Raw genomic sequence first — 26,670 nt, 5'->3', positions numbered from 1 at the left:
TGCTCACCTCAGGGGCGCCAGATTCGGATATCCCTGCGGTATCCGGCTTTGATCCTTTGGACCGAGCACCACGCCTGCGGTGGAATCGGCGTGGCCTGGAACTGCGACACCGTCTTTCTTGCCAAAGAAGCGACGGCGGCTTTCGGCCCAGACTTGCTTGCAACGCTCATAACTCTCTGCTTGCTCCGACGTGACGCTGCGGCAGCGCGCGAGGTCTGAGCTGCTTGCATCTGTCGTCTGCTCCGCTTTCGGCGGCAGAGGACCGTCTCCGCCGCGAAGCTGGATCGTGCAGGCGGTGACGACCAACACGCCAATTGTCGTAAGCAACGACAATGCTTTGAATGCCCGGATGTCGGTCATCAGTGGAACATCTGCACGTTGGATGACTGATAGCCCCGCCCTGGCATAAGAAACCGCCGAAGCTGTTCGCGGCCCTGGTCCTGGGCCGCTGCGCGTTGCGCGGCTTCAAGGCTCTGCGCCCTGCCCTGCGCCGTCACGACAGCGGTGAGGTCGGCGAGTTGCTGCGCGTTCAGTGCGAGAATCTGATTGCCAGCCTGCGTTGCCTGCAGCGCGCCGCTTGCGCCTTGGCTAGACGTTACAAGCGCGGACGCCTGGATGCGATTGGTGTCGAGGTTGCCAACAATGCCCGCTTGAACGCGCAGTGCGTCTTGCGTTGCGGCATAGGAATTCTGCCATCGCGATTGAGCGTTGGAGATCAGCAACTGGTTCGATTGGCTGCTGGTCGCTGGCGCGTAGCTTGTCGAGAAGGCATGATCGATCTGCTGCACGTCGTAGGCAATGCGCTGGGCCTGGGCCAGCAATTGCTGGGTGCGCTGGATCGATGATTGAAGTTGCTGCAACGATGAATACGGCAGGTTTGCCAGATTCCTTGCCTGATTAATCAGCATCTGCGCCTCGTTCTGCAACGAGGTGATCTGATTGTTAATCTGCTGGAGTTCCCGCGCGGCCGTCAGGACATTCTGGACGTAGTTGGTGGGATCGAAGACGATCAGCGCTCGTGCGGGCAGCGTAACACCAAGCAGCAGCGCGAAGGCGGCCGTGGTCGCCAATAGGCCAAGAGGTCTCATAGCGATTTCTTCAGATTGACGAGATTGGGGATCAGATCTGTCGCCCAGGCGACGCCACGGTGCTGAAGCCAGGCAGGCACGAAGCCATCGGGTCCATGTTCGGCGAAGAGTTGCGAGATGGCGGCCTGGTCTGTCTTGGAAGAGGCTGCGGTGAATGCGAGCGCAACCTCACCAAGGCCAAGCTCGAACATCCGGTTGCCGCGACGAGACTGGCAATAGTAGTCGCGCTTTGGCGTTGCCCGGCTCAGAAGCTCGATCTGGCGGTCATTGAGGCCGAAACGGCGGTAGATGGCAGTGATCTGCGGTTCGATCGCCCGTTCGTTCGGCAGCAACAATCGCGTTGGGCAGCTTTCGATGATAGCCGGCGCAATCGCGGAGCCATCAATGTCCGAAAGCGACTGGGTGGCGAAGATGACGGATGCGTTTTTTTTCCGTAGCGTCTTCAGCCATTCCCGGATTTGGCCAGCAAAATCCTCGTCGTCGAGGGCCAACCACCCCTCATCGACAATGAGGAGCGTCGGCCGGCCATCGAGATGATTCCCAATACGATGGAAGAGGTACTCCAGCACGGCCGGCGCAGCGCTCGTTCCGATCAGACCTTCAGTCTCAAACGCTTGGACCGAGGCCTCGCCAAGGCGCTCGAATTCAGCATCAAGCAGGCGCCCGGAGGGACCGCCGAGGCAATAGGGTTGCAGTGCTCGCTTCAGGGAATTCGATTGCAGCAGAACTGACAGGCCCGTGAGGGTACGTTCCTCCCTCGGCGCCGAGGCGAGAGAGGTCAGCGCCGACCACAGATGATCCTTGACCTCCGGCGTGATCTCGACCTTTTCCCGCGCCAGGATTGCGCTAGTCCATTCCGTCGCCCATCCGCGCTCGGCGGAATCGTCGATCCAGGCCAAAGGTTGCAGCGCGACGGGGTTTTCGTCCCCGTCAGACAACGCACCGCCGAGATCGTGCCAGTCGCCGCCCATGGCGAGCGCGGCCGCCCGGATCGAACCACCGAAATCGAACGCAAAGACCTGCGAGTTCGGGTAACGACGGAATTGCAACGCCATTAGCGCGAGCAACACCGATTTGCCGGCACCGGTCGGCCCCACCACGAGGGTATGGCCGACGTCGCCGACGTGGAGCGAGAATCGAAATGGGGTCGATCCCTCGGTCTTCCCAAACAGGAGCGGCGGACCCTTGAAGTGCAGATCCCTCGCCTCGCCGGCCCACACGGCCGACATCGGAATCATATGGGCGAGGTTGAGGGTCGAAACTGGTGGCTGCCGCACGTTGGCGTAGACGTGCCCGGGCAGACTGCCGAGCCAGGCTTCGACGGCGTTCACCGTTTCGATCATACAGGTGAAATCGCGGCCCTCAATGACCTTCTCGACCAGCCGCAGCTTTTCGTCGGCTGCACCGGGATCGCCGTCCCACACGGTGATGGTCGCCGTGACAAAGGCCTGTCCGATCTGATCCGACCCCAGTTCCTGCAAAGCCGCGTCGGCATCTATCGCCTTGTTGTGAGCGTCGGTATCGAGCAGCGTCGATGCCTCGTTGGTCACGACTTCCTTGAGGATGGCGCCGATGGACTTTCTCTTGGCGAACCACTGGCGGCGGATTTTGGTCAGCAGCTTGGTGGCGTCGGCCTTGTCGAGCATGATCGCGCGGGTCGACCAGCGATACGAAAACGCCAGGCGATTCAGGTCGTCCAGAATTCCCGGGGTCGTCGCGCCCGGAAAGCCGACGATCGTCAGAACCCGCACGTTCGCTGAACCCAACATCGGCTCGAGCCCTCCGGTCAACGGCTGGTCGGCCAAGAGTGCGTCGATGTACATGGGAACTTCGGGCACCCGAACGCGATGACGCTTGGTCGAGATCGTCGAGTGCAGATAAGTCAGCGTGTCCTGATCATCGAGCCAGGTGCATTCCGGCATGAACCCTTCGACGAGTTGAAGCACACGGTTTGTTTGATCGATAAACCCGCGAAGCACCTCGCGCGAGCCGGCTCCGACGGTGCGGTCGCGACCTTCGTAAAGTAGTTGCTCTGCCCTGGCGGCCCCCTCCTCTGGAGGCAGATAGAGTAAGGTCAGGAAGTAGCTGGACTCATAATGGGCACCCGCCTCCTCGAACTGCGCCCTGCGTTCCGCGTCAACCAGCGCAGACGCGACATCCGGAAAGGAGTTAGGCGGGTAGGTCCCAGCAAAATGACGCTGCGCCTCGACGAATACGGCCCAGCCTGATCCCAAGCGACGCAAGGCGTTATTCAAGCGACCCGCAACGGCGACGAGTTCAGCCGGCACTGCGCTATCCAGGTCGGGTCCGCGGAACTTTGCTGTCCGCTGGAACGAGCCGTCCTTGTTCAGGATGATTCCTTCGTCGACAAGGGCTGCCCAAGGCAGGAAGTCCGCCAGGCGCGCGCTGGAATGGCGATATTCGGCGAGATTCATCATGACCGAGAACTCAGAGGTTGAGATGACCGGGAATGCGCAGATGTCGGCGCACCACATCGACGAAGGCTGGATCGCGCTTGGCGGCCCAGACGGCGGCCATGTGGCCGATGAACCAGAGGACAAGACCGGCGATCCAGAGCCGAAGTCCGAGACCCAGGGCTGCTGCAAGCGTGCCGTTCACGATTGCGACCGACCGCGGCGCGCCGCCCATCAGGATTGGCTCGGTGAGTGCGCGATGAACGGGCACGAAAAGGCCTGTGACCGGGTCATCCATCAGATCACCACGCCGCCGCCGAAGGAGAAGAACGACAGGAAGAAGCTCGAGGCTGCGAACGCGATCGACAGACCGAACACGATCTGGATCAGCCTGCGGAAACCACCTGACGAGTCCCCGAACGCGAGCGTGAGCCCGGTCACCACGATGATGATGACGGCGATGATCTTGGCGACCGGACCTTCAACCGACTGCAAGATCTGATTGAGTGGCTGTTCCCACGGCATGTTCGAGCCGGCCGCCCAGGCCGGTGCCGACGCCAAAAGAACCATCCCGGATATGGCTAGTGATGCGGCATCTCGACGAAAACAAAATTGCTGACGCATGTCAGTCTCCTGCTGATGAAAGGCTGTAGTCGCCGGCGGCCCCAAGCCCCGTGACGAGGGCGAGCTCAGCGAGGCGACGGTCAACGCCGCGCCCCGCAAGCACAGCAACGAGGTTGATGGTCTCGGCGATGAGGGCACGCGGAACCGTGATGACGGCTTCCTGAATGAGCTGCTCGAGCCGCCTCAGCGCACCGAGCGCGGTGCCTGCATGAATGGTCCCGATGCCACCGGGATGGCCGGTACCCCAAGCCTTGAGTAAATCAAGCGCTTCGGCGCCGCGGACTTCGCCAACCGGGATGCGGTCAGGACGCAGGCGCAGCGAGGAGCGAACGAGGTCCGACAGCGTGGCCACACCATCTTTGGTCCGCAAAGCTACAAGATTGGGCGCTTTGCACTGAAGCTCGCGGGTATCTTCGATCAGCACGACCCGATCAGCAGTCTTTGCCACCTCGGCCAGGAGCGCGTTCGTCAAGGTTGTCTTGCCGGTCGATGTCCCACCGGCGACGAGGATGTTCTTCCGTGCTGCGACCGCGTCCTTCAGGGTCCTGGCCTGCTCCGAGGTCATGATCCCCCTGGCGACGTAGTCGTCGAGCGTAAACACGGCGACGGCCGGTTTGCGGATAGCAAAGGCCGGTGCCGCAACGACCGGAGGCAAAAGGCCTTCGAATCGCTCACCAGTTCCAGGCAGTTCTGCCGAAACCCGTGGCGCGCCGGCATGCACCTCGGCGCCTACGTGATGCGCGACCAGGCGAACAATGCGCTCGCCATCCTCTGCGGACAGAGTTTCGCCTGTGTCGATCAGACCATTCGACAATCGGTCGATCCACAATCGCCCATCCGGGTTGAGCATCACCTCGATGACCGCCTCGTCATCAAGGTAGCCGGCAATCGCGGAGCCAAGCGCGCTGCGCAGCATTCGCGCACCGCGCGAACTCGCTTCCGATTGAATGGAATGGATTGCCACTGTTCGCCCCCACCGAATGAAGACGTCCAACGGGCGTCCTCATATGGGGATGATTAGAAAAAGCACCGATAGACTTAGCGCAACAAGCTCTTTCGGCAATCGTAGGCAAGCGTAGAAAAAGAAAAGATTGAGAACTGGAATTTGACGACAGCCGCTTAGTCGTATCCGTCCGACAATAGTTGCTTACCATCATCCCCAGGCAAGACGGAGTGACGGATTGGTAGCGGCACGGACTGATTGCAATCTATACCTCAAAGCCCCTAGACATTCCGTTCACCGTTGGCGATCGTCTGCAGTAGTGCCAGATTTTTATTCTCGAGCCGGTCGGGGCTAATGGACTTGGACACCAGCGCTCTCGAAATCCACATTACGTAGCGCCGATTTTCCCGCGTAACAGCAGAATTGATGACTGAGACTGCAATTGAATCATCCTGGTCCGTCACTTGCTGCTGCCAAAAGCGCCACGACTACATCGCTAACAGGAGTGGCGATGCCGTGAGCTTTGCCTCGACGGAGTATAACGCCGTTTCGAGTTTGCCACTCAAGTGGGCGGTTGGCGTTGCGATCGGCGAGAATGGATGTTCCCATGTCAGGTGGATTGGCTTGGAAACTGTCAACGATTTCGTCTGGCACCTCATCTCCCAAGATCGCGCCCTCCGCTCTCGCCACTTCGAGGCATTCTCGGAGATATTGCGTAGCCAGGTGAGCGATGTCGGCGCGCCGGAACATGCCCGAGCGACGGCCGCTAAGCACCATCAATCCTGCTGCCGCGTTCTGTAGAAGTTTGCGCCAGGCAAGAGACACAAAATTTGGATCTAGCTCTACGGAGCAAAAAGAGCCGCGGAGCGCCTCAAGCACAATGCGGGATCCGGAGTCCTCCGGCAATGTTAGGCGAGCTCCACCACGCAACCAAATGGAACCGTCTGGTTGGGCTTGCGCCGGAAACCAAACGATCGAAGGAACGACTGAGCGACAAGGCGCTAAAGGCGAGATTGCCGATACTTGCTCGACGCCATTCTGCAACACGCAGACGACCGTATCCTGATGGCATAGCGCCGCCAACCACGGCGCGGCAGATCCGATTTGTGTTGCCTTCACCGCGAAGAAGACGAGATCGGCCGGGCTCTTGACCTGGCTCGGATCAATCTGCACTGGACCGGGTATTTGCACCAAACCGTTCGTGTCTTGTAACTCTAAGCGCTCGCGAGCCGAGCGACCGCATAGCATGGGCGCTTGACCAACCTGCTGTAGCGCAGCGGCGATGGTGGTGCCGATCGCTCCCGGGCCAACAATGGCGATCCTTGTATTCATGCCTGATGTCGCTCTTCCTGTGGATTCATTTTCGTGAATGCTCCTGCATCGGAGGGAGTGGGACTGAGAACTGATTTATTCTCCGGGAGGGTTGGAGCGGGAGTTGCCAAGTACGGCCTCAAAGCCAACACGAGCGGCACGATCAGTGCCGCCGTTGCCGCTGAGGCAAGCACGCCAATTGTCTGGGTGCTGTGATCGGCGATTACGCCATAGAGGATCGGCGCGACACCCCCAGAGCCAATGACGCTAGTGTAGAAGATGGCAAAGGTTCGCCCGGTGTCACCCTCGGAAAGTTCAGGCACCGTACCATAGAGCACCGAAGACGTCCCATTGAGGACAACGCCAAGCAATGGCAGCAAGACAAGCGTAAGTGTCAGCGACGTGCCCAGCGTCACCCCGATGAGCAAAGCTGTGGCAACTTCTGTGGTCACGACGCTGCCGACCACTCCTAGTCGTTCAGCGAGCCATCCACACGTTGCCTTTCCGAAGGCGCCCCCAATAAAAAGTAGCGCAAGCGCAAGACCGACTTCCGATGAACCGCCGTGCTGTCCGTGGATCAGAAATGGAAGGAACAGGAGGTAACCCATGCGGATCGCTGTATCGAGCGCGCCAATCGTTGTCAGAATACTGAAGCCACCGCGTCGACCACCGGTCGCTGTCCTTTTTGTCGCACGATCTGATTGAACGACTGCGGGTATCAGCGCTAACAAGACGATCGACAAACAGAAGCCAAGTGCGGCCATCAAGCCCAGGACTGAGCGCCAGGCGATGATGGGTAAGAGTAGTGCGACAAGAGCGGGCAGCACCGCTTTTCCGAAATCACCTGAGAAATTATAGATGCTCAGGGAGCGGCGAGGATTCTCTCCAGAACTGTCCGTAATCAGCGCAGAGCCGCGAGGATGCTGAATGCTCGATCCTATGCCTGCCACGACCAGGCCAATGCAAAGTCCCGAAAAACCGAACGGAAGCGCTGCGACGATCAGTCCGATCGAAGCGAAAAGGGTCGACAGGATCAATGACGTGCGCGGAGATAAACACCGAAGCGCTCGGTCGGCCGGAATCTGAGCGATCCCCATTGTCCCGAAATAGAGGGCGCGCACGACGGCAAGTGTCGCATAGGAGAGGCCGAACTGAGCCTGCCAGACCGGGAGGAAGGCATATAGCCCGTCTGTATAACCGTCATGCAGTGCGTGGGTGAGACAGGCGGCCAATAAGCCACGCCGCCTGCTTGGCGCCAATGAACTTGAGCCTGCCGATTTCTTCCAGGCGATGAACGATTTCGTCATTCGGGAGAGTTTGGCTCTTGCGTACCGCCCGAGCAAACCAGTAATTCTGGCAAATGACTTTAGCTGAGCTATCTTGATGCCTCGTTTGCTTCCTCCCATGAATGCCATCCGTGCTTTCGAGGCCGCTGGGCGCCTCGGCAGCTTCAAATCCGCGGCTGGAGAACTCGGGGTGACACAGGGAGCAATCAGCCAGCAGATCCGTCTTCTGGAGCGCTGGTTGCGTGCGCCGCTCTTTGAGCGACAAAATCGTCGTGTTGTGCTCACACCGGCCGGCCAAGTCTATCTTCACGAAATAGGGGAAGCGTTGGCTCGTGTAGTGTCGGCGACCGCGAGATACGGCGAAATCGACGCGACGATATTGCGCGTTAACGCTCCGGCTACTTTTTCCTTGCGCTGGCTCGTACCTAAGATTGCGGACTTCCAAACCCAGCACCCGCAGATAAGGGTTCGGATCGAAACATCGAATATACCGATCGATGCTTTGGCGGAACGCGCCGATATCGTCATCCGAGGAGGCCCCGACGCGTTCCATGATTATCGGGTTCGTCCATTCCTCTCGGAAACGAGATTACCTGTTTGCAGTCCAGAACTGCTAAACAGGTTGCCTCTAGGCCACACCGTCGACTTAAGGCGACACACGCTGCTCCACACGCTCAGTTTGCCGAGACTATGGCACGACTGGCTATCCGAAGCGGGCACGCCTGATCTGGAAGCCACAGCAGATCTTGTTCTCGACCACTTTTATCTCACACTCCAAGCTGCGCTGGATGGGGTTGGGGTCGCGATGGGACCAACGGCCTTGGTGGCGGAGGACCTGGCGGCGGGGCGACTCGTGACGCCATTTTCTGGTCCAGCGCTACGTGCGCGTGAATATTGCACGTACGTGCCGAAGACGCTTCAAACAGACACCCGAACGCTCGCCTTCTGCTCTTGGCTTGAACAACGAGGGAACATGAAAGGATCTATTTGAGCCTCCCGGAAGCGGACCTTATAACGACAGGTTCAGAGAAGCTCTGTTAGGCTTCTTCCGCGGTTTCCGGGCGGAGGAAGTCATTTGGAATCTCGCGCAGAAAGCTTTGCCCCTTTTGCAGACGACGCCCGAGCGCCTCGACAAATCCTTCAAACCGCTCCCGACCCTTTGCCTGCGCGGCCCCCTGCGCGTCATTGGGTAGCGGCGGCGTGATCGTTAGCCAGAAGCGAATGAAGAGCGCCAAGCTTTCGGCCGTCAAACCAACGTCGCGCTCCAGCCTCTGCATCTGACGCGACAACCGATCCAAGCGGCGGGTAAACGCCGCCTCCCGCCTGTCCGCGCCGTCCGGTGACAGAAACGAAGCGACAGCCGCTTCCACGATCGCGGACCGGGACAGCTTCTTGCGATCGGCGAGCTCCGTGATCTGTTTCAGAAGCTCAGGCGGGAAATAGACGTTCATCCGGTCGCGCATATCGCCTCAAAGCTCCATGCCGTCATTCGGGTCCATGACGACTTGACGCGCGACGCCACGCATCTGTTGGCGTATGAGCCGAGTCTGCCGGACCGCATCCTCGTCATCGTCAAGAACGGCGGCAAATTCCTCCGCCGGCGTCGATTCGGTCGTCTCCCTGGCGATCGCGACGTGTTCGGGGAGTTCGGGCTCACGACGGAGCCCGCTGTTCGCCGTGTCTTGCTCGGCCTCCGTGGCTCTGTCAGTTGGACCTGCCGTCGGCTTCAACGGTCCGAGCGCTGACCATCCATCCGTTCGCGGCGATGGGCCGGCGCTCGCCGGATCGGGCGGTGACAAAACCCGCTCGGTGAACCGGCGATCCTCGTAATAGCGGACCTTCTTCGCCCTGATCGGCGCCGTCCCTGCCACCATGACGATCTCGTCCATTGGCGGAAGCTGCATGACCTCGCCCGGGGTCAGCAGCGGCCTCGCTGTCTCCTGCCGCGAGACCATCAGGTGCCCCAGCCAGGGGTTCAACCTATGACCGGCGTAGTTCTTCATCGCCCTCATCTCGGTTGCCGTACCGAGCGCGTCGGACACCCGCTTGGCGGTCCGCTCGTCATTGGTCGCGAAGCTGACCCGGACGTGACAGTTGTCGAGGATGGCGTTGTTGGGCCCGTAGGCCTTCTCGATCTGATTGAGCGATTGCGCGATCAAAAAGCTCTTGATGCCATACCCCGCCATGAAGGCGAGCGCGGACTCGAAGAAATCAAGCCGGCCCAACGCCGGGAACTCGTCGAGCATCATCAGGACACGGTGTCGGCGGTCGCGGGCGTGCAAGTCCTCGGTCAGGCGACGACCGATCTGGTTCAGCACCAGGCGGATCAACGGCTTGGTCCGCGAGATATCCGACGGCGGCACCACGAGGTAAAGCGTCGTCGGGCGGCGATCTTCGATCAGATCGGCGATCCGCCAATCGCAGCGGTGCGTCACCTGAGCCACGACGGGATCACGGTACAGCCCAAGGAACGACATCGCGGTGGACAGAACGCCAGAGCGCTCATTCTCTGACTTGTTCAGGAGTTCGCGTGCGGTCGAGGCGACCACGGGATGGGCCCCCTGCTCGCCAAGGTGCGGCGTGGTCATCATTGCCTTCAGCGTCGCCTCGATCGGCCGCTTCGGATCGGACAGGAAGGCGGCGACACCGGCCAGGGTCTTGTCCACCTCGGCATAGAGGACATGGAGGATGGCGCCGACCAGGAGCGAATGACTGGTCTTCTCCCAATGATTCCGCTTGTCGAGCGAGCCTTCGGGGTCGACCAGGACGTCGGCAACGTTCTGGACGTCCCGAACCTCCCATTCCCCACGCCGGACCTCGAGCAGCGGGTTGTAGGCTGAAGACTTCGGGTTGGTCGGATCGAACAACAGGACGCGGCCATGCCGCGAGCGGAAGCCCGCGGTCAGCTGCCAGTTCTCACCCTTGATGTCGTGCACGATGGCCGATCCCGGCCAGGCTAACAACGAGGGCACGACGAGACCGACACCCTTTCCCGATCGGGTGGGTGCGAAACACAAGACGTGCTCCGGTCCATCATGCCGGAGGTAGTCACGGTCGAGCTTGCCGAGCACCACGCCATCCGGACCAAGAAGTCCGGCAGCCCGGACCTCTTCGGCATCCGCCCAGCGCGCCGAACCATAAGTCTCGACATTCTTTGCCTCTCGCGCCCGCCAAACCGACATGCCGACCGCCGCCGCGATCGAGACGACGGTGCCCGACGCCGCGATGAAAGCTCCCTCGACAAAAACCTGGGGCGCATAGGCATCGTAGACGAACCACCACCAGAAGAAGACCGGCGGGTAATAGACCTTGAAGCCCAACAGTTCGAACCAGGGCCGCCCAAGCTCCGGTTGATAGGCGAGCCGCCAAGCCGTCCACTCGGTTGCTCCCCAGATGGCCAGCAAAACGATCAGGCCGACAACGACCACCTGTCCCCACAGGATTTTGGTTCCGGACATTCCGAGTGCCTTTTCGCAACTGATTTGGAAAGATTGCTAGAGGCTAAGGTCGCGCTTGCGACCAAAGCCCCATTCGATTCCACCGCCGTCCTTCACGACGCCGGTGACGTGTTGGCCGAGTCTCTTCTCGAGTTCGCTCGACCAGGGCACGAGCTGGAAGCCGAGCCCATTATCGATCATGGCGAAGCGCCCCGAGGCGAGCGTCAGCCGCTGGCGATAGGTGCCCGCCACATGCTCCCCGGACGCGGCCTTCAAGTGAGACAGGCCGGTATCGGCCGAGTGTTTTGCAGCCACCTCGTTCAGTTCGCGCCGGCGCAACGTGTTCAGGAGATCGCGCTGCAAGACGATGCGTTGGCCTTGCCGCCGCGCCAGGCCCTCCTCGATCAGACGCTCGGTACGCGCTTCCATGGCGGCGCGGGTCTCACGGCCAAATCCGCCCATGGCGAGCGGCATGGGATCGCGTTCGGCCAGCCTGTGGTCGAGCCAAGTTGCTCCCCTGGCAGTGACCTGCCCACCGAGATCGAGATCGGAACGGGTGGCGAGAACCAAGGTGGGATGCGCATCACCGGGTTGGCCGAAACGTCGGACTTCGACAATTCCTCCGATCGGTGGTGCCTGGTCGAAGGCCTCGAGCCCTCGGAAGCGCACATGGTGAGCGCGTCCGTCGGTTCCGTCGATCAGGGCGTACGCCTCGCCGTTCAGTTCGTCATGCAATCCACGGTCGACCAGCCGTCCGACAATCTGGGACGTCGGCTGTCCGCCTTCGATAACGAAGTCGGCCACGCCGCGCTCTTCCCCACGCTCGGTAAAGACGCGGTGCATGGTCTTGATGACGTCGCCGCGCATGCCGAGGTCGCGCAGGCTGCGCTCAGCCTCGAGCCCGACCATCCATTCCCCTGGCGTGGCGGATGCGGCAAGACCCATCCTTTCCAGATATTGAAGGCGACCGATCATCAGGCGGCGAATCTCGGGGTCAGAGCCGCCGGAATTCTCCGGCCGAAGATCGATGTAGCCGGTCTCATCAGCCGCCAGCCGGATTTCTCGGTCGAGTCGCGTCCATCGTTCAGCTGCGACTTCCCTCTCCAGCGAATTACGGATCTCGTGCTCCGGCTTTGGCCCCAGCTCGATAGCGACCAGTTCCTCGGCGCGTGAGCGCAGGCCTTGGCTGATGTAGTCGCGGGAGATCACGAGATCCGCCCCTTCCTCATCTACTCCCCGAACGAGAAGATGGACGTGAGGGTTGTCGGTGTTCCAATGATCGACAGCCACCCAATCGAGCCGCGTGCCGAGATCGGCCTCCATCTGCTTGGCGAGATCGCGGGTGAAGGCCCTGAGATCGGTCATGTCGCCCGCATCCTCCGGTGAAACGATGAACCTGAAATGATGCCGGTCGTCCTTGCACCGTTCCGCGAAAGCCGCGCTATCGGCGCGGTCGCTGCCGGCTTCGAACATCTCGGCGCGCTCACCACTCCGGGTCACGCCGTCGCGTTTCAGATATGAGAGGTGGGCGGTCAGTGGTGCTGAACGGAAGGCTCGCCCTTTGTGACGAACCACGCGCGCCTTCACCACAACGCGCCGCGTCGGGCTGAACAATCTGGCGCGACTAAAGGCTAGCCGGCCTCGGCCAAACGTCGAGCGTCCATAGGCCGCGGAACGCCTGCCAGCCGCAGCGTGCCCCGAGGTGTGTCCTGCTTTCTTCGCCGCCCGCAGCACCTGGTTGATGAAGCTCTTCGGCTTCGGCGGGCGAGTGCTGCGGATGCGCCCAGGCCGAATGCGCAGGTCGCTGTCGCCCACTGTCATGGCCGGCCCTCAAAGAGCGCAAGAGCACCTGCAGTGCCGAAATTGTCCTTGATTGCATTGGTCAAAACGCAAGGCGCGGCACGCGTCCCGACCGGCCGGCACGCCAGAACCCAAGCCATGCCAATGGCTTGCGGTTCGACCGGCGAGCCCCTTTTATCTCGCCGTCCTGCCGTCGTGGTCCCCCGGCCGCCCCCGACTGTTTGCGAGCGCTTGCGATAGCGATCGTTACCCGAAGGGCCGAGACACCCGTAGGGTGGCTCGGTGAGGAGCGAAGCGACGAGTAGAGCGCGGGCCGAAGGCATCGCCCATACGCCATCAGCACGTGCCACTTGCTTTGTGAAACACGCCAAGGCTTGCGAACCCGCACACTTGGTCATCGCGATACTTCCGAATCCGATCGAGGGACGAACACGCCAACAGGCCGGGGAACCATGCGCGAAACATCGGGCGCCGAGATTGCCTTTGTGACACCGCCCGACGGCATGAGCGTAAGCAACCGATCGCGCGTTTTCGTGAGATCGGATCGTGCGACGAATAGCGTCGCAACTGCTGATGACTGTCCGCTGGACGTCCACCTCGGCGGCAGTTCGATGGCAAGCAGATTTGCAAGCTTTGCGACGTATGCTCGCGTCTCGTCTGGCAGAGAGCCGCCTGCGAGATGCTCTTCATAGCGAGATGGTCCCGCGTTGTACGCGGCAAACACGCCAGGCGAGCCATACCGATCGAGCAGTTCGCGCAGGTAGGCCGTGCCGGCCAGAATGTTGTCGTGCGGGTCGTATGGGTCGTTCCCGAGTTTGTAGCGCTCGCGAAGTTCCGCCCAAGTCGCCGGCATGATTTGCATCAGGCCCATTGCGCCTTTTGGCGATCTGGCATGCACGTCACCGGCACTCTCGATGCTTTGGACTGATCGGATCCAGTTCGGCGCAATCGCAAAGCGTTGTGAGGCTTCGTTGATGAAACCGGCAAATGCGTGAGCGGTCTGGTTGATCGCCGGTTTGTCGGCTGATCCGCTCTGGGCCAAAGCAGCACTGCCGAACCCGGTCAGAAGAACCATCACGGGCACGACAGCACAAACGCGCGTGCCCAATCGACCCAAGCACGCGGTCGGGCTCGCGCCAGCTTTGCAGACATCGCTTGAGAACGAGGAATGATCCCGCAATCGATCGAACAAGGGAATGGCGAGGAGAACACGTCGAATACGCACGATCACTCCTCCCACGTCCACACCGGAATTGCATGGCCGATCACGCTAGATGCCGGAAGAAATCCAAAATACCGGCCGTCAAGAGAGTCGTCCGACTGCCAGTTCATCAGAAACAGATCGCCGTCGCCGACGACGCGGCAGCCCTGCCATTTCGGCAGCGGCCTGCCTCGTCTGTCGTGATCCTTCGCCTCGCCCACCGCGACGTCGTCGACCGAAATCGTGAGGCCGGTTCTGCAAACACTCTGCCCCGGAAGGGCGAGCACGCGCTTCAGCATCGGGACGCCAATGGGCAAATAGCCGTTAAGGTCGAGGAAGGTAGCAAGCGGCTCCGGCGGCTGCACGGCGACCAATTCAGTGACTTGGAATTGGTCCGCCGGTCGGAGGCGGTAGAGACCAATCGGCACGCTCGCGGATGCGTTCCAGACGTAGAGCGGAAGCGGCTCCAGGACGATCGTCGCGATGAGCGCGGCAGCGACCCCAATCGTCCCGGCCAGCATCATTAGGCGGCCCGTCATCGCATCACCTTTTGACGATGAAGCCAGGCCTGATGGCGCGCTTTCGTATACGGGCGCGGGTTTTCGTTGACGGATAGGCGGTTATGGACGTGATGCCAATGATCAGGCGCGACATCAGCGGGATCGATGCCGAGTGCCTCAACGGCATCGGTCATTTGCAGCACTCGCTCGACCTTCGGCCACCCGGAGAGCCGCAGCAAAATCTCTCCGCCCGGTGTCACATAAGGGACGGTCGAGCAGCGCTGTCCCGGTGCGACCGCGCGCAAGATGTCGATCCGCGAAATGATTGTCCCAAAGTCGTTGGAGGTCCATCGGACGAAGGCAAAGATGCTGCCGGGCGCAAATGACAGGACGCGCCGATGACGATCAAGCTTGCGGTCGTTGACGATACGACCGAACCGAATCCGGTTTTCGATGCGCTTCTCGAGCCACACCACTTCCACTTCGGTGAGATCGCTCATGCCGCCGCTCCCCGAGACTGAAAAAGGGTGCCGTAAGCTTTGCGGGTGGCGAAGCACCTGCACGGCTTCTGCGGACAAGCAGGATTGACGGGCCGCCGCTGCCAGTTACCTCCGATGCGGCTTGTGGTCTGGTCCGTTAGAAGAAATCCGAAGGATTTCTGGTTAGTAAAGTTAGAGCGGCTGGAAAGCGCGGAGAAACAAGCTCTTAAGCTCGATTCCGGTCCCCGATAGCACGAGGATCGGGTCCCCGATAGCACGAGGGCTGCGGTCCCCGATAGCACGAGCTGATTCACAGGTTGTCCTCCGAATTTGGAATGAGACCGCGCCGGCGCAGGCGTGCCGCTAAGGGAGCAACAGGCGTCGGAGCGAAGTTCAGCCGCTCGGTGCCATTCGGATCGCGCGTGAGCACGAGCTGATAGCCCGGCAATGTCTGGCGCTGGACGATCTGGCGGATGTCGTAAGCAAAATGCTTAAGCGGCGAGAGGATGCCGGACTTGGCATGGAGGTGCAGAAGATCAAAGCTCCAGCCGCTGTTCTGGCGGCCGCCATGCTTGCGCACGAGACGATAGAGCCATCGCTCAAGCCCGCCCGTGAGCCCGAAATAGGCGCGGTCGATCGTCAGCACGAGCGCGTCATCGATGACGCCAGCGTAGAACCAATCCGGCAGGATCAGCTCGAGCCCGAATGGGCGACCATGTGCATCCGCCGTCTCCTTCCACTCGTTGATCCAGGAGAAGCGATGCCGCCGCCGTTCCGTCGGCTGGCGGATCGAAGTCAGCACGCTCGTTGACTGAAGTCTGTCGAGACCAGCCTTCAGCCGGTCATAGTCGCGGGCGCTGGTGCCGCGGCCGACAAACGTCAGAATCTCGTAAGGTGTTGCAGCCATAAGACGCGACGTCTTCAGGCCGGAATCACGGGCTTCGACGATCTGGGACGCGGCCCAGATCAGAACGTCTGCATCCCAGATGGTCGCCATCCCGTGTTCCGGCACGGTTTCGACACGAATTGAGATCGCACCTGCACGAAAGTCGATCGGCACGATCCGCTTGGTCTTTGCGAGAGAGAAGAACGGATATGCCATCAGATCCTGCGCGTCGCGCGGCGCAAGATCGCCGGGTAGCGCCCGAAAGAGCTCAAGCTGGTCGCGCTCGGAATGGTGTTTGCGCCGCATAGTCACTGCTCTCACGCGGCTATCAGCGACGTTCCTGGCCTGCATAGGGACGCAGGGCCGGATGCTTCTTGGCGGGCAGCACGGTCCCCTTGCCGGGATCCGATGTCGACGTCTTGGCGCCGCGGTCAGCCCACGCTTTCAGGTCATCGACGGCGTAGACAACACGTCCGCCGATCTTCCGATACGTCGGTCCAGTACCGTACGTGCGGTGCTTCTCGAGGGTGCGACCGGACAGGCCAAGATAGCGCGCGGCCTCAGGCGTGCGCAGGAATCGCGGGAGAAGACCGGCCATCGGATCGGGCATTTGAGAACTCCAAGAGGACAGCGCACTACGCTTGGCTAGGCCGGCGTGTCTGCGGTCATCATGGAGGAGCAAGACCTCGGAGGGGGATGCCGAATGTTTGGGGGTATGATTTTCGGTACCCCTTCGGGGGCTGCGCTACTCGTCCCTGCGGCCGGGCCGCAGAAGTTTGCGGTAACCACCGCGCATCAACGCGAGGCCGCCTTGCACCAAGCGGATCGTTCGATTGCGCAGATCATGCGTCTTCCAGGCGCGATCGGGGATGCGCTTCTTGCCGAACAGTACTTCTGCGACGACGCGATAGCTTGCGCCCGCGCCGTGCGCGTCGAGCGCACGGATCGCGGCCCTCAAGCGCTCGCGCCGCTGCTTCGACAGTTGATGAAAGGCAGGACCTGGCGCGCGTCCATTCATCGCGCGCCACAACCGCCGGGCTGCATAGGCGCGCGCCTCCAAATCGGCGTCAAACGGTAGTTCGGCCGCATATGATGCGCCGGGCACCGGCGCGTCTTTGGACCAAATGCGGTGATCTACCGAGCCGATGCGCAGCACGGCATGCCAGCCGTCGACAGCGCGGCGCACCTGGCCAGCCGTAAGGTCGAGCAGTGGCTGAGGCGGCGCCCGGCCGTCATCGGCCACTGCGACCTTGACCGGAACGACCGCGGCTAAAACCTCAGGCGCCCAAAAGATCGTCTGCTCGTCGAACGACCTCTGCGGGTCATGGGCGAAAGCAGATGCCCCACTTCCTCCTGAATTCGGCAGTCACTTCGCCGTTCGGACTGTGGGCAATCATCACGTCGTACTCACGCCGATAGTCGGCATTGCGGCGGAGACATTCCCAGGCGATGTCGGTGACTTCCGCGTCTTGTAGGCTCTTGTAGGATTCCGGCGACCGCCAGTCGAATTCAGGCATTGCTTCCGCCCCTTTGCACGCTGCTAACAACGATTGCGCCGCAATAGGTATGAACGAGGCGGTTGTAGGAAGACCCTAGTTTGGCACCACGTGGTGCACCGGAATGACCACCGATTAGCAAAAGAAAACAATTCTGCCCGCAACATACCGGCCGGCAATTTTGTTCTATTTCAAGCCAGTGCCGCGCAAGAGGCGCCCTTGCTCCGTCACCCATTTGGCGCGGGCAAGATGACTCTGATATGCGCTTCGCGCACGGTCCGGCTCCCGCACCGGATCGATATGCAGCACGATTCGAGCGACTTCCATCCAGTCAGCTCCTTCGCTTTCGGCCTGCAGAAGGCGCATGTAGGTCACCACATGCCGCTCATCGTAGGCAGTAAGAATTTGATCTGCAGGCGCAGCATCGGCGACGTCTGGGTCGAGCGGTGGCTTCCTCATAAGACTCCACGCCTTAGATTAGACAATTTCTAACACGCGGGCCGGAAGGAGCAGAAGCGCTAAAACTGTCGCGGGAGCCGTCCGGAGGGTGTTTTGTCGAGAATACTCCGTGGTGAAATACTCTTCAAGGACATGCCCTCTCGCGTATGGATATACGCGAGATACTTGCAATCAATTTGCGGAAGCTCCGGCAGGCCCGTGGCTTGTCACAGGAGGAATTGGCTCATCGTGCTGAAATTGACCGCACGTATATCAGCGCACTCGAGCGAAGCATTTATGCGGCGGGTATCGACGTTGTCGATCGGCTCGCGCGCAGCCTCGGTGTCGAGGCCGCCGACCTGCTCACTCGCCCGCCCACAAGCACCAAGAAAAGGACTCGGGGGCAGGCCGAGTGATTGATGCCGAGCCGCTCGATCCGGCGGCCGGTTCGCGCTCACTGACGCCTGGAAGGATGAGAAGCCCCGCCCGGCGGACCGGACGGGGCTTGGTGGAGTGGCCCTACTCGCCGGTCTTGCGCGGCCGCGACCAGAGCAGGGTGTAGCCTTCACCGCCTTCGTCATCGAACAGGTTCGCGTAGATCGGCGCGTTGAACGAGGGGTCGTCGAGCTTGAGCGAGAGGTAGTCGCGGCCTTCCTCGGAACGCTTCGACCAAGCTGCGCCAATCTCCGCGCGACCCACATAGATGCGGTGGCTGGGAGCGTTGTCGTTGGATCGGTTGGTCTCGGCGACGATGCGGACGCCCTTGGCCTTCAGGCTCAGGGTCACGATCTCGCCCTGGAATTCGTTACCGACCTTCTTGAAAGAACCGATGTTAGCCATGTCACTTCTCCTGTTGTGTTTCGAGCCCGCGACCACCGCGGCCTCGATGGCGATCTAGGGCCGAGGACGATCGGCGACGCACCCGCTCGGGCCGGAGCGTAGCGGAGGACGTCGTTGCGGCGACTTTCTTGTCTCGCGAGGAATGGGCGAAGCCCAGGGGAAGAAAGTCGCATCAACGGCGTTGCGGCTCAGACGATCGAGGCAAAGCCAGTCTTCGGCCAGATCAAGCCATCAACGAGGCCACGTGCGTCCGCGTGCTGAACCACAACTCTGGAGAAGCGTGGCTATCTCGGTTTTGATGAACAAGAGATCGGAACGATTCAGCGCGGAAAGAGAAACAATCTCCTGCAAAGGGCGGCATCGTCTCCAAAGAACCGATCGAGGTAAGATCGCTCTGCCGCGGCTGCGTGGGCCAGACCGAATGCCGGCAGCTTGATCGAGGAGTTCCGAGCAGGACTGGCTCTCCCGCGCTCAGATCTCGATCATCGCCCATTCAGCGCGCCGAACTATGCGAACCTGTTCGACGATGAAGGCGGTAGACGGTCAGCTCTCGGCCTTTCGGCCGTAAGAACTGATTAGGACGGACTCTCCACCACACCACCCGGCTCGAAGGGGCGGGTCTCCGCCAAAACGAACAAGCGCATCCACGACGTGAGGCCAATGCAAACCGCGCCCAGGCAAGCGAAGACCTCTCGCCAAGCCAGCGAAGGCACCCCGATCGGGGACAGGGCGAAGACCACATGATAGCCGGCGACCGCGGCGGGAACAGCAAATGTTGTCGCGATCGCGATGCGCAAGGCCAAGGACCGAGTAACAGCGACGGCGATCTGGCCGAGGACGAGCGTCAGCGCGCCACCGGCCGTCCCGATAAGAAGCGCGGCGACGACACCAGTGCCGGTCTGCAACGCAGTCATCCCGATACTCAGCGCGACGAAAAACGGCAGGGCATACACTGCGAGCGCGAAAATCGCCCAGCAGAACAGGCCTATGCCGAGTGTGTTGAGAACAAGCCCAATAGCGAGCATGGTGGTGGCTCCATGTGCATAGATGTACCAGCTGCGCCTTCCACCACCACCACGGCGCAACTCTGGATATGAGACCGAAACGAGGCGGAGTTGCGGCGTGAGCAATTTCGCCTCAAAGACTTCAGTCGAGCAGACGGCGCTCACGCGCCGCCGAACATCCAGACCGGGATGCCGAGCCGCTTCGCCTTATCGGCCAGGTTGTCCTGGATTCCAGTGCCCGGGAAGTGCATGACCCCGATCGGTAGGATTTCGAGTATGGCATCGTTGCGCTTGAAAGGTGCTGCCTTGGCATGTTTCGTCCAGTCGGGCTTGAAGGCGATCTGGGGCACCTTGCGGGTGGTCGCCCATTTGGAGGCGATCAATTCAGCCCCCTTGGGTGAGCCGCCGTGGAGCAGGACCATGTCGGGATGCTTGGCGTGAACCTTGTCGAGGCGATCCCAGATCAAATGATGGTCGTTGAAGTCGAGCCCTCCGGTGAGTGCGATCTTCGGTCCTGGTGGCAACATGACCTCGGTCTCGGCGCGGCGCTTGGCGGCGATGAAGTCGCGGGAGTCGATCATCGCTGCCGTCAGCGTACGGTGGTTGACCAGCGATCCCGATCGAGGGCGCCAGAATGAGCCGGTGTGTGTCTCAAAGCGCTCGATGGCCTGGTCGCGGAAGAGCTCCAGGCAGTCGCGCCGCTCGATCAATGTGATGCCTTCCGCCGTCACGCGCTCGAGTTCGACCGATCGAATTTCGGAGCCGTCCTGTTCGCGCTGGCTCTTCTGCTGCGCCTGTTCGTTATCGTCGAGCTGACGACCGACGCGGTCGACGGCTCGGTGAAACAGGTTGACGGTCGACCAGAGCAGATCGTCAAGGTCCGGCTCGAGCCGAGTATCACTCAACGTCGCGACCAGAGCATCGAAGATGTCAGCGACGGCACCGGTGATGCTCGTGCCCTCGGGAAGCGGCCGTGGATCGGGCTGGTCGTCGAAGGGGCGGTAACCGAAGAGCTGCAATTCGGTAAGAACGCGTTCGGTCGGAGATGCGGCGTGCGGCGGCTCGATGTCATCGTGATCGGTCATGGAGGTGATCCTTTGCCGGATCGGCCGCGACCATCGCGGCCTTCGTGGCGATCACTCAGACGACAGGCGGAGCGGGCCAGAACCCGGAGCGGAGCGGAGGGCCGAAGCGCAGCGGAGGATGGCGGAGGCCGGCTATTTTGCTTCGCGATGCAAAGCGCGCTCGCCAGATGGCTAATGTGTCTTCTCGTCGCCGGCGCGCGGCGGAAAATAGCCGGACGCAGCCATTGCCGGCCCGAGCCGCTTGCCGTCCGATCGCCCTCTAGAAGGCTGTGGTCGCGTCCTCTTCCGGCAGTGGCCGCACCGCGACCGACCTGTCGACGCCCATCGAATTGCCGGGGCTATTCCGCGGTTGCCATCGACGAATGCAGGAAACGGACGACGTCCTCCGGTACGAGTTGAAGTAGCAACGCTGCTCGGAGGGCCTCGAGGCCGAAGATGTGCAGATCTTCGTTGAAGTCGCCCAGCCGGGGCGACAATGCGATCGCTTCAATGCCGGCGGCTTCTGCGCGCTGGGTGAGAATAGCCTGTACGGCATCTCCGGCGGCATCTGCGTCACGGGCGATATAGAGTCGGCGTAGGCCAGACGGCAGCAACATGGCTGAGAGGTGATTGGCCGAGAGAGCAGCGGTCATGGGCAAGGTCGGCAGTACATAACGCAGCGACAGCATGGTCTCGATCCCCTCGCCCGCAGCGAGCACGTCGTCCACCACGCCGAAGCGAACGGCGTTACCAAGCAGGTCGCCCATGGCCCGTCGTGGCGTGTCGATCGGGGCCTTGCCGAGCCGCACGCGATCAAAGCCGTGTGGATCTAGCCAGGTGCGATGCACGCCGGTGATCCGTCCCTCGAGGTCCGTGACAGAGCCTATCATCGCCGGCCAGGTTTCAGTCGGCAAATGCTCGTCCGGTCGGTAGTAGCAACGTGGGTGGAAGCGCAGGCTACCACCATGGTGGATTTGGCTTATTCCACGACGTTGCAAATACGTTTCCACCAACGTCCCTTCGATCGGACCGGATATCGCAAAAAGTCGACGGGCGGCTTCTTGCGATCCGGTCGGCACGACTGGACGAACGGGTCTCGGGAGTGATTGCTCCTCAGAACGAGGCAGCTTCAGAAAGCGCCTCGCCTCCTCGGCGACCTCGCGGAAGTCTCGCAAGGCAAGGCTTTCGCGGATGATGTCGAGGAGATCGCCATGCCCCCCGGTCGCGGCGTCGGTCCATTTGCCGGCGGGGCCCTTCGACGATTCCTGGAGCCGCACAAATAACGAGCGGCCCGGGGTGTTGTGGACGTCGCCAACCACCCAGTACCGCCCCGCCCGCTTACCATTGGGGAGATAATGTCGGCACACCGCCTCGGCCTCGCGCGCGAGGCGGCGTGCCAGCTCGGAGACATCGCCGGACATCACGCGGCCTCCCGCTCACTGACGCCCGTAACCGGATAGGTGTCGAGCACCCTCGACAGGACCTCGATGCCGCTCGCGTCCGTGGGTACGAACATGCGCAGCTTCCAGGAGATGATCTCTCCAAAGAGGCCGTAAGCACGGAGGCGATCGCGCATCGTGTCGCTGAATCCCGACAGCTCGATGCGATATGCACCCATCACCCGGACTCGACGAAGCTGGAGCCCCTCCGTTAGATCGAGGACGGTCCGTCCTTCCACCAGCGCGGCAAAGGCAGCATCCGGCGTCAGCGAAGGCGCGTCCGCCGCAAGGACGCTTGCGACCCAGACAGCAGAGACCTTGCGTCCGATGATGCGTTCGCCCGCATCGGTTTGGAGCCGATAGACGCGGGTCGACTCGTTCGGCAACCGCTTCCAGATCGGTAACAGCAAGCCCGCCACAACGTGGATCGTGCTTTCCGTGAACTCGGGCACCTCGGCAAGCTCCGCCAGCCAGGTCGGGGCAAAGCGTTCACGATCCGCTTCGTCCCAATGACTTTCGGCCATGGTGGTCAAGGGGACCGTGTGCTGATCCATCGGCCGGATCAGACGGACGCGCCGCTCGATCTCGCCGTCATCGAGCACGACGCTCGCCGCGGGGACCTGCACGGCGGCTCGTCCCGAGCGCTCATTGACGAGCAGGACGGCCTGACGATCGGAAAGACGAGCAAGAGCATCATCCAGACTCACCGGATGATTGCGCTGGCGCCGAGCGACCGTGAGCAGCCGGGTCACGGCGCCGGTCCCCGGATGGTCATAGATCGTCCGCCGGTCGGTGACGACAAAGCTCTCGGCACGGAGGGTTTCCAACCCCACGTCGTAGGTGCCGGATGCAACCGCGCCTTCGATCCGAGCGGTCAAGAGCTGCTCGAAGGCGGTGAACAGCACATTCTGTAGGTCAATGGTGAGCGCCAATAACCTGTTCAGAAAGGTCGTGATCGGCGGCAGGTCATCCCTGAGCCCATTGGCATCCATGAGCTTCAGACCGGTCGCATCCTCGAATCTCCCAAGCGAGCAACCGTCGACCTTGCCTCGGACGAGCAACATGTAGAGTTGACGCAACGCGTCACGCCCATACTGACTTTCGAGGTTGTCCTCGGGCCGGAACAGCCCCTGTCCTCCGGTCTGGCGCTGGCCGCGCGTAATGGCTCCCAAGGTGTCTAGCCGTCGGGCGATGGTGCTGAGAAAACGCTTTTCGGCCTTCACGTCCGTCGCAATGGGGCGAAACAGCGGGGGCTGAGCTTGATTGGTCCGGTTTGTCCGGCCAAGCCCCTGGATCGCAGCATCCGCCTTCCAGCCGGGCTCGAGCAGATAGTGGACCCGCAAGCGGCGATTCCGCGCCGACAACTCGGCATGGTAGCTCCTCCCGGTGCCACCCGCGTCGGAGAACACGAGGATGCGCTTGATGTCGTCCATGAAGGCCGATGTCTCAGCTAGATTGGCCGAACCCGCGCGATTTTCGACCACCAACCGGTCGCCCTTACGAATGATTCGGCGCGAGCGGCCAGTCACTTCAGCGACCATGTCGGTGCCGAAGCGCTGCACGATTTGATCCAGCGCCCCGGGTACCGGAGGCAGCGAGGCGAGTTTCTCGATGAGGCGGCCGCGTCGTGTTACGGCTTCCCGGCTCTCAACCGGTTGGCCATGGCGATAGACAGGCCGAGAGTAGAGGTTGCCCTCCGAGTCGGTAAAGGGCTCGTAGAGCTGGACCGGAAAGGAATGGGCGAGATAGTCGAGCACATACTCGCGCGGGGTGATATCGACCTGGACGTCGCCCCAGTCTTCGGTCGGGATCTCGGCGAGCCGGCGCTCCATCAGCGCTTCGCCCGTTGAGACAATCTGGATGACAGCGGCATGGCCGGCGTCAAGATCGCGGTCGATCGATCGGATGAGCGACGGCGTCTTCATCGAGGTCAGCAGATGGCCGAAGAAGCGCTGTTTGGCGCTCTCGAAGGCGGATCGGGCCGCGGATTTTGCCTGCCCGTTCAGCGTTCCGGTTTCGCCGGTGATGTTGGCGGCCCGCATCGCCGCGTCGAGATTATTATGGATGATGCTGAACGCGTCGGCATAGGCGTCGTAGATGCGAACCTGTTCCGGCGTAAGCTGGTGTTCAGCGAGTTCGTACTCGACGCCCTCATAGGACAATGAGCGGGCAGCGTAGAGACCGAGCGCCTTGAGGTCGCGCGCCAGCACCTCCATTGCCGCAACTCCACCCTCCTCGATTGCCTCAACGAACTCGGCGCGTGTGGCGAATGGGAAATCGGCACCGCCCCAAAGGCCGAGGCGTTGGGCATAAGCGAGGTTGTGGACCGTGGTGGCGCCAGTCGCCGAGACATAAACCACGCGAGCATTGGGCAAGGCGTGCTGGAGCCTCAGGCCCGCACGCCCCTGCTGAGAGGCAGCCTGGTCGCCGCGCTCGCCCTTGCCCCCGACCGCATTCTGCATGGCATGGCTCTCGTCGAAGACGATCACTCCGTCGAAGTCGGAGCCCAACCATTCGGCGATCTGCCGTACACGCGAAAGCTTTTCGCCACGCTCGTCGGTGCGTAGCGTGGCGTAGGTGGCAAAAAGGACGCCTTCCGAAAGGCGGATTGGGGTGCCCTGGCGAAACCGGGACAGAGGTGTAACGAGCAGTCGCTCCATGGCGAGCGCGGACCAGTCGCGCTGGGCATCTTCGATCAGCTTGTCGGATTTGCTGATCCAGACCGCACGGCGGCGATCCTTAAGCCAATTGTCGAGCAGGATTCCGGCGACCTGCCGCCCCTTGCCCGCGCCGGTACCATCGCCGAGAAACCAGCCGCGGCGAAAGCGGACGGCATTCTCTGCGTCGTCGCGCGCGGCAGTTACAACATCAAACGTCGCGTCGACCGTCCAGGAGCCCGCCAGAAATTCGGAATGCGCCTCGCCGGCATAAATGACGCTCTCCATCTGGGCGTCCGACAGAACTCCATCTACCACCAGGGTCGAAGGCAGGTGCGGACGGTAGGACGGCTTCGGCGGCGCAACGGACGCCATCGCCGCGGATTGCACGAGCTTGGTCGGATGCGCGCACGATCCGGGAATACGGATCGATTGTAATCCGTACTCCTCATAAAGCGCGTCGGTTAGCCGGGCGCCTTCCGGCGGCGACCATTCGACCGTCTCGTACGTTAGTTCGACGCCATTTGGCGCTGCACTTTCCGAAGGGGACGACAGACGTGATGCGGAAGCGGTCGCTGATCGAGACATTGCACGCCGCCTGACCACGTCGGCCACGACCGGCGCGGCGACGGGCAGCCTCGGAGGCACATGCTGGGTGACCCACTCGAGCAAGGTGCCGACGTCGCCGGCCATGCCCTGCGAGCCAGGAAAAGCCTTCGGATCGGCAGCGGGTAGCTTGTCGATTACGAGCAGCCTCGTGTCCGTCTGGGTGCCGTGCTTGGCGTAGACGGCGCCGTCGATCGCGGCAGAAAACACCACGCGTCCGCGCTCCTGGAGGCGAACAAAGGAATCGGTCCACGCTGGGTTATCCGGCGCAAGGCCTGCGCCAGCGATGGCGACGAGGCGTCCACCATCGCAAAGACGCGCGAGTGCCGAAGCGATGTGCCGGAAAGCAGCGTCCGCCATCCGCCGATCGACATTCGCCACCGCGGAGAACGGCGGGTTCATCAGAACGACGCTCGGTACTACCCTCGCGTCGAGATGATCATCGATCTGCGCGCCGTCGAACCGCGTAACCTCAATGTTGGCAAACAAATGGTCTAACAACGCCGCTCGGCTATCGGCCAACTCGTTCAACATCAGAGAACCACCGGCGAGCTGGGCAAGGATGGCGAGCAAGCCGGTCCCCGCGGATGGCTCCAGAACGCAGTCGGCAGGCGTAATGCCGGCCGCGGCGCATGCGGTCAGCCCAAGCGGGATCGGCGTCGAGTATTGCTGGAGCGCCTGACTGTCCTCGGAACGCCGCGTATGGGTCGGCAGACAGCTCGCGATTCTCGCGAGCATTGGCAGCATGGCAGCCGTCGAGCCAGCCTTGGCGCGCATGGCCGGGCCGAACTTGCGCAGGAAGAGAACGGTTGCCGCCTCGCAAACGTCATAGGTGGTCTTCCAATTCCAGGCTCCGGTTGCGTCCGAGGCACCGAATGCAGCCTCCATGGTGCCACGCAGGACGGCGGCATCGATGCGACGTCCGCGTTCGAGATCAGTCAAGATCTGTCGGGCGGCCTTGAGGGCGGCAGAGGTGAGAGTGGCAGCGGCATGCATCGAGAGCGGCGCGGCGGCAGCGCCGCCGGCGAGAGATTCGGTCATGGCAGGATTTCTCGGGAGAGCGGGAACGGGTCGAACCATCAGGCGCTCTCCTTTGACCCAACGGCTCAAACCCTTCCCGGCCCGGCTCTCCCTCTCGGCGCTCGCCCACAAAAATA

The 26,670-nt window shown here is 61.8% G+C and carries 26 protein-coding genes; 2 read left to right on the top strand and 24 right to left on the bottom strand.

The genetic code is table 11. The features are described from left to right. Window positions 1–3: 3 nt before the first annotated feature. From trbK-alt to IC762_RS04720, 8 genes are all read right to left on the bottom strand, one after another. Window positions 4–360 (bottom strand): putative entry exclusion protein TrbK-alt, encoded by a 357-nt coding sequence (gene trbK-alt / locus IC762_RS04755; protein WP_195787486.1) that lies wholly within the window; start codon window positions 358–360, stop codon window positions 4–6. Beyond that, window positions 360–1,088 (bottom strand): P-type conjugative transfer protein TrbJ, encoded by a 729-nt coding sequence (gene trbJ, locus IC762_RS04750; protein ID WP_195787485.1) that lies wholly within the window; start codon window positions 1,086–1,088, stop codon window positions 360–362. Before trbJ ends, trbK-alt begins: the two co-directional genes overlap by 1 nt. Beyond that, the gene (gene trbE, locus IC762_RS04745) at window positions 1,085–3,526 is read right to left on the bottom strand and encodes a conjugal transfer protein TrbE (protein WP_195787484.1); all 2,442 of its coding nucleotides are present in this window, start codon (window positions 3,524–3,526) and stop codon (window positions 1,085–1,087) included. The genes trbJ and trbE overlap by 4 nt, the downstream gene beginning before the upstream one ends. Before the next feature lie 10 nt (window positions 3,527–3,536). Further along, the gene (locus IC762_RS04740) at window positions 3,537–3,800 is read right to left on the bottom strand and encodes a VirB3 family type IV secretion system protein (protein WP_195787483.1); all 264 of its coding nucleotides are present in this window, start codon (window positions 3,798–3,800) and stop codon (window positions 3,537–3,539) included. After that, window positions 3,800–4,072, bottom strand: coding sequence for a TrbC/VirB2 family protein (locus IC762_RS04735; RefSeq protein ID WP_244486413.1), 273 nt, complete (start codon window positions 4,070–4,072; stop codon window positions 3,800–3,802). Before IC762_RS04735 ends, IC762_RS04740 begins: the two co-directional genes overlap by 1 nt. A gap of 55 nt (window positions 4,073–4,127) precedes the next feature. After that, window positions 4,128–5,042, bottom strand: a complete 915-nt coding sequence (gene trbB, locus IC762_RS04730; RefSeq protein ID WP_195789995.1) for a P-type conjugative transfer ATPase TrbB — start codon at window positions 5,040–5,042, stop codon at window positions 4,128–4,130. Between the two features lie 474 nt (window positions 5,043–5,516). Continuing rightward, entirely contained in the window at window positions 5,517–6,401 is an 885-nt protein-coding gene (locus IC762_RS04725; protein WP_195787481.1) for an oxidoreductase, read from the bottom strand. Next, window positions 6,398–7,687 (bottom strand): MFS transporter, encoded by a 1,290-nt coding sequence (locus tag IC762_RS04720; RefSeq protein WP_195787480.1) that lies wholly within the window; start codon window positions 7,685–7,687, stop codon window positions 6,398–6,400. The genes IC762_RS04725 and IC762_RS04720 overlap by 4 nt, the downstream gene beginning before the upstream one ends. 97 nt (window positions 7,688–7,784) lie before the next feature. Between IC762_RS04720 and IC762_RS04715 the strand changes: the two genes are divergently transcribed. Continuing rightward, window positions 7,785–8,657, top strand: a complete 873-nt coding sequence (locus tag IC762_RS04715; protein WP_246801423.1) for a LysR substrate-binding domain-containing protein — start codon at window positions 7,785–7,787, stop codon at window positions 8,655–8,657. Between the two features lie 46 nt (window positions 8,658–8,703). On the opposite strand, the gene IC762_RS04710 is transcribed toward IC762_RS04715, so the two are convergent. The 11 genes from IC762_RS04710 to IC762_RS04660 form a co-directional block, all read right to left on the bottom strand. Beyond that, window positions 8,704–9,129: a CopG family transcriptional regulator gene (locus IC762_RS04710; protein WP_195787478.1), complete on the bottom strand. Its 426-nt coding sequence runs from the start codon at window positions 9,127–9,129 to the stop codon at window positions 8,704–8,706. A gap of 6 nt (window positions 9,130–9,135) precedes the next feature. After that, the gene (locus IC762_RS04705) at window positions 9,136–11,124 is read right to left on the bottom strand and encodes a conjugal transfer protein TraG (protein ID WP_195787477.1); all 1,989 of its coding nucleotides are present in this window, start codon (window positions 11,122–11,124) and stop codon (window positions 9,136–9,138) included. A gap of 36 nt (window positions 11,125–11,160) precedes the next feature. After that, window positions 11,161–12,924: a relaxase/mobilization nuclease domain-containing protein gene (locus IC762_RS04700; protein WP_195787476.1), complete on the bottom strand. Its 1,764-nt coding sequence runs from the start codon at window positions 12,922–12,924 to the stop codon at window positions 11,161–11,163. Between the two features lie 373 nt (window positions 12,925–13,297). Beyond that, entirely contained in the window at window positions 13,298–14,128 is an 831-nt protein-coding gene (locus IC762_RS04695) for a lytic transglycosylase domain-containing protein (protein WP_195787475.1), read from the bottom strand. A gap of 2 nt (window positions 14,129–14,130) precedes the next feature. Next, a complete protein-coding gene (locus IC762_RS04690) occupies window positions 14,131–14,643 on the bottom strand; it encodes a S26 family signal peptidase (protein ID WP_195787474.1) in 513 nt (170 codons plus the stop codon). Then, window positions 14,640–15,104 carry a DUF2840 domain-containing protein gene (locus IC762_RS04685; RefSeq protein WP_195787473.1) on the bottom strand — a complete coding sequence of 155 codons (465 nt, stop codon included), beginning with the start codon at window positions 15,102–15,104 and terminating at the stop codon, window positions 14,640–14,642. The genes IC762_RS04690 and IC762_RS04685 overlap by 4 nt, the downstream gene beginning before the upstream one ends. Before the next feature lie 289 nt (window positions 15,105–15,393). After that, complete coding sequence (locus IC762_RS04680) at window positions 15,394–16,275, bottom strand: replication initiator protein A (protein ID WP_195787472.1); 882 nt, start codon at window positions 16,273–16,275, stop codon at window positions 15,394–15,396. A 22-nt stretch (window positions 16,276–16,297) separates the two neighbouring features. Then, window positions 16,298–16,579, bottom strand: a complete 282-nt coding sequence (locus tag IC762_RS04675; RefSeq protein ID WP_195787471.1) for a helix-turn-helix transcriptional regulator — start codon at window positions 16,577–16,579, stop codon at window positions 16,298–16,300. A 135-nt stretch (window positions 16,580–16,714) separates the two neighbouring features. Beyond that, entirely contained in the window at window positions 16,715–17,212 is a 498-nt protein-coding gene (locus tag IC762_RS04670) for a DUF2285 domain-containing protein (protein WP_195787470.1), read from the bottom strand. Window positions 17,213–17,291: 79 nt separating this feature from the next. Then, entirely contained in the window at window positions 17,292–17,486 is a 195-nt protein-coding gene (locus IC762_RS04665; RefSeq protein ID WP_195787469.1) for a transcriptional regulator domain-containing protein, read from the bottom strand. A 165-nt stretch (window positions 17,487–17,651) separates the two neighbouring features. After that, window positions 17,652–17,924: a DUF2285 domain-containing protein gene (locus tag IC762_RS04660; RefSeq protein ID WP_195787468.1), complete on the bottom strand. Its 273-nt coding sequence runs from the start codon at window positions 17,922–17,924 to the stop codon at window positions 17,652–17,654. Between the two features lie 146 nt (window positions 17,925–18,070). On the opposite strand from IC762_RS04660, the gene IC762_RS04655 reads away from it, so the two are divergent. Further along, window positions 18,071–18,319: a helix-turn-helix domain-containing protein gene (locus tag IC762_RS04655; protein ID WP_195787467.1), complete on the top strand. Its 249-nt coding sequence runs from the start codon at window positions 18,071–18,073 to the stop codon at window positions 18,317–18,319. Window positions 18,320–18,422: 103 nt separating this feature from the next. Here IC762_RS04655 and IC762_RS04650 read toward each other — a convergent pair whose 3' ends face one another. From IC762_RS04650 to IC762_RS04630, 5 genes are all read right to left on the bottom strand, one after another. Beyond that, window positions 18,423–18,743 (bottom strand): DUF736 domain-containing protein, encoded by a 321-nt coding sequence (locus tag IC762_RS04650; protein WP_006018714.1) that lies wholly within the window; start codon window positions 18,741–18,743, stop codon window positions 18,423–18,425. 575 nt (window positions 18,744–19,318) lie between these two features. Continuing rightward, the gene (locus tag IC762_RS04645) at window positions 19,319–19,912 is read right to left on the bottom strand and encodes a hypothetical protein (protein ID WP_349629746.1); all 594 of its coding nucleotides are present in this window, start codon (window positions 19,910–19,912) and stop codon (window positions 19,319–19,321) included. Continuing rightward, complete coding sequence (locus IC762_RS04640; protein ID WP_195787466.1) at window positions 19,909–20,832, bottom strand: DUF2493 domain-containing protein; 924 nt, start codon at window positions 20,830–20,832, stop codon at window positions 19,909–19,911. Before IC762_RS04640 ends, IC762_RS04645 begins: the two co-directional genes overlap by 4 nt. A gap of 338 nt (window positions 20,833–21,170) precedes the next feature. Continuing rightward, window positions 21,171–22,232 (bottom strand): DUF7146 domain-containing protein, encoded by a 1,062-nt coding sequence (locus tag IC762_RS04635; RefSeq protein ID WP_195787465.1) that lies wholly within the window; start codon window positions 22,230–22,232, stop codon window positions 21,171–21,173. After that, window positions 22,232–26,554 carry a strawberry notch-like NTP hydrolase domain-containing protein gene (locus tag IC762_RS04630; protein WP_195787464.1) on the bottom strand — a complete coding sequence of 1,441 codons (4,323 nt, stop codon included), beginning with the start codon at window positions 26,552–26,554 and terminating at the stop codon, window positions 22,232–22,234. The genes IC762_RS04635 and IC762_RS04630 overlap by 1 nt, the downstream gene beginning before the upstream one ends. Window positions 26,555–26,670 lie beyond the last annotated feature (116 nt).

Source organism: Bradyrhizobium genosp. L (assembly GCF_015624485.1).
Taxonomy (GTDB): domain Bacteria; phylum Pseudomonadota; class Alphaproteobacteria; order Rhizobiales; family Xanthobacteraceae; genus Bradyrhizobium.
The sequence above is the reverse complement of the archived record's forward strand: the minus strand, read 5'-3'. Positions and strand labels throughout refer to the sequence as shown.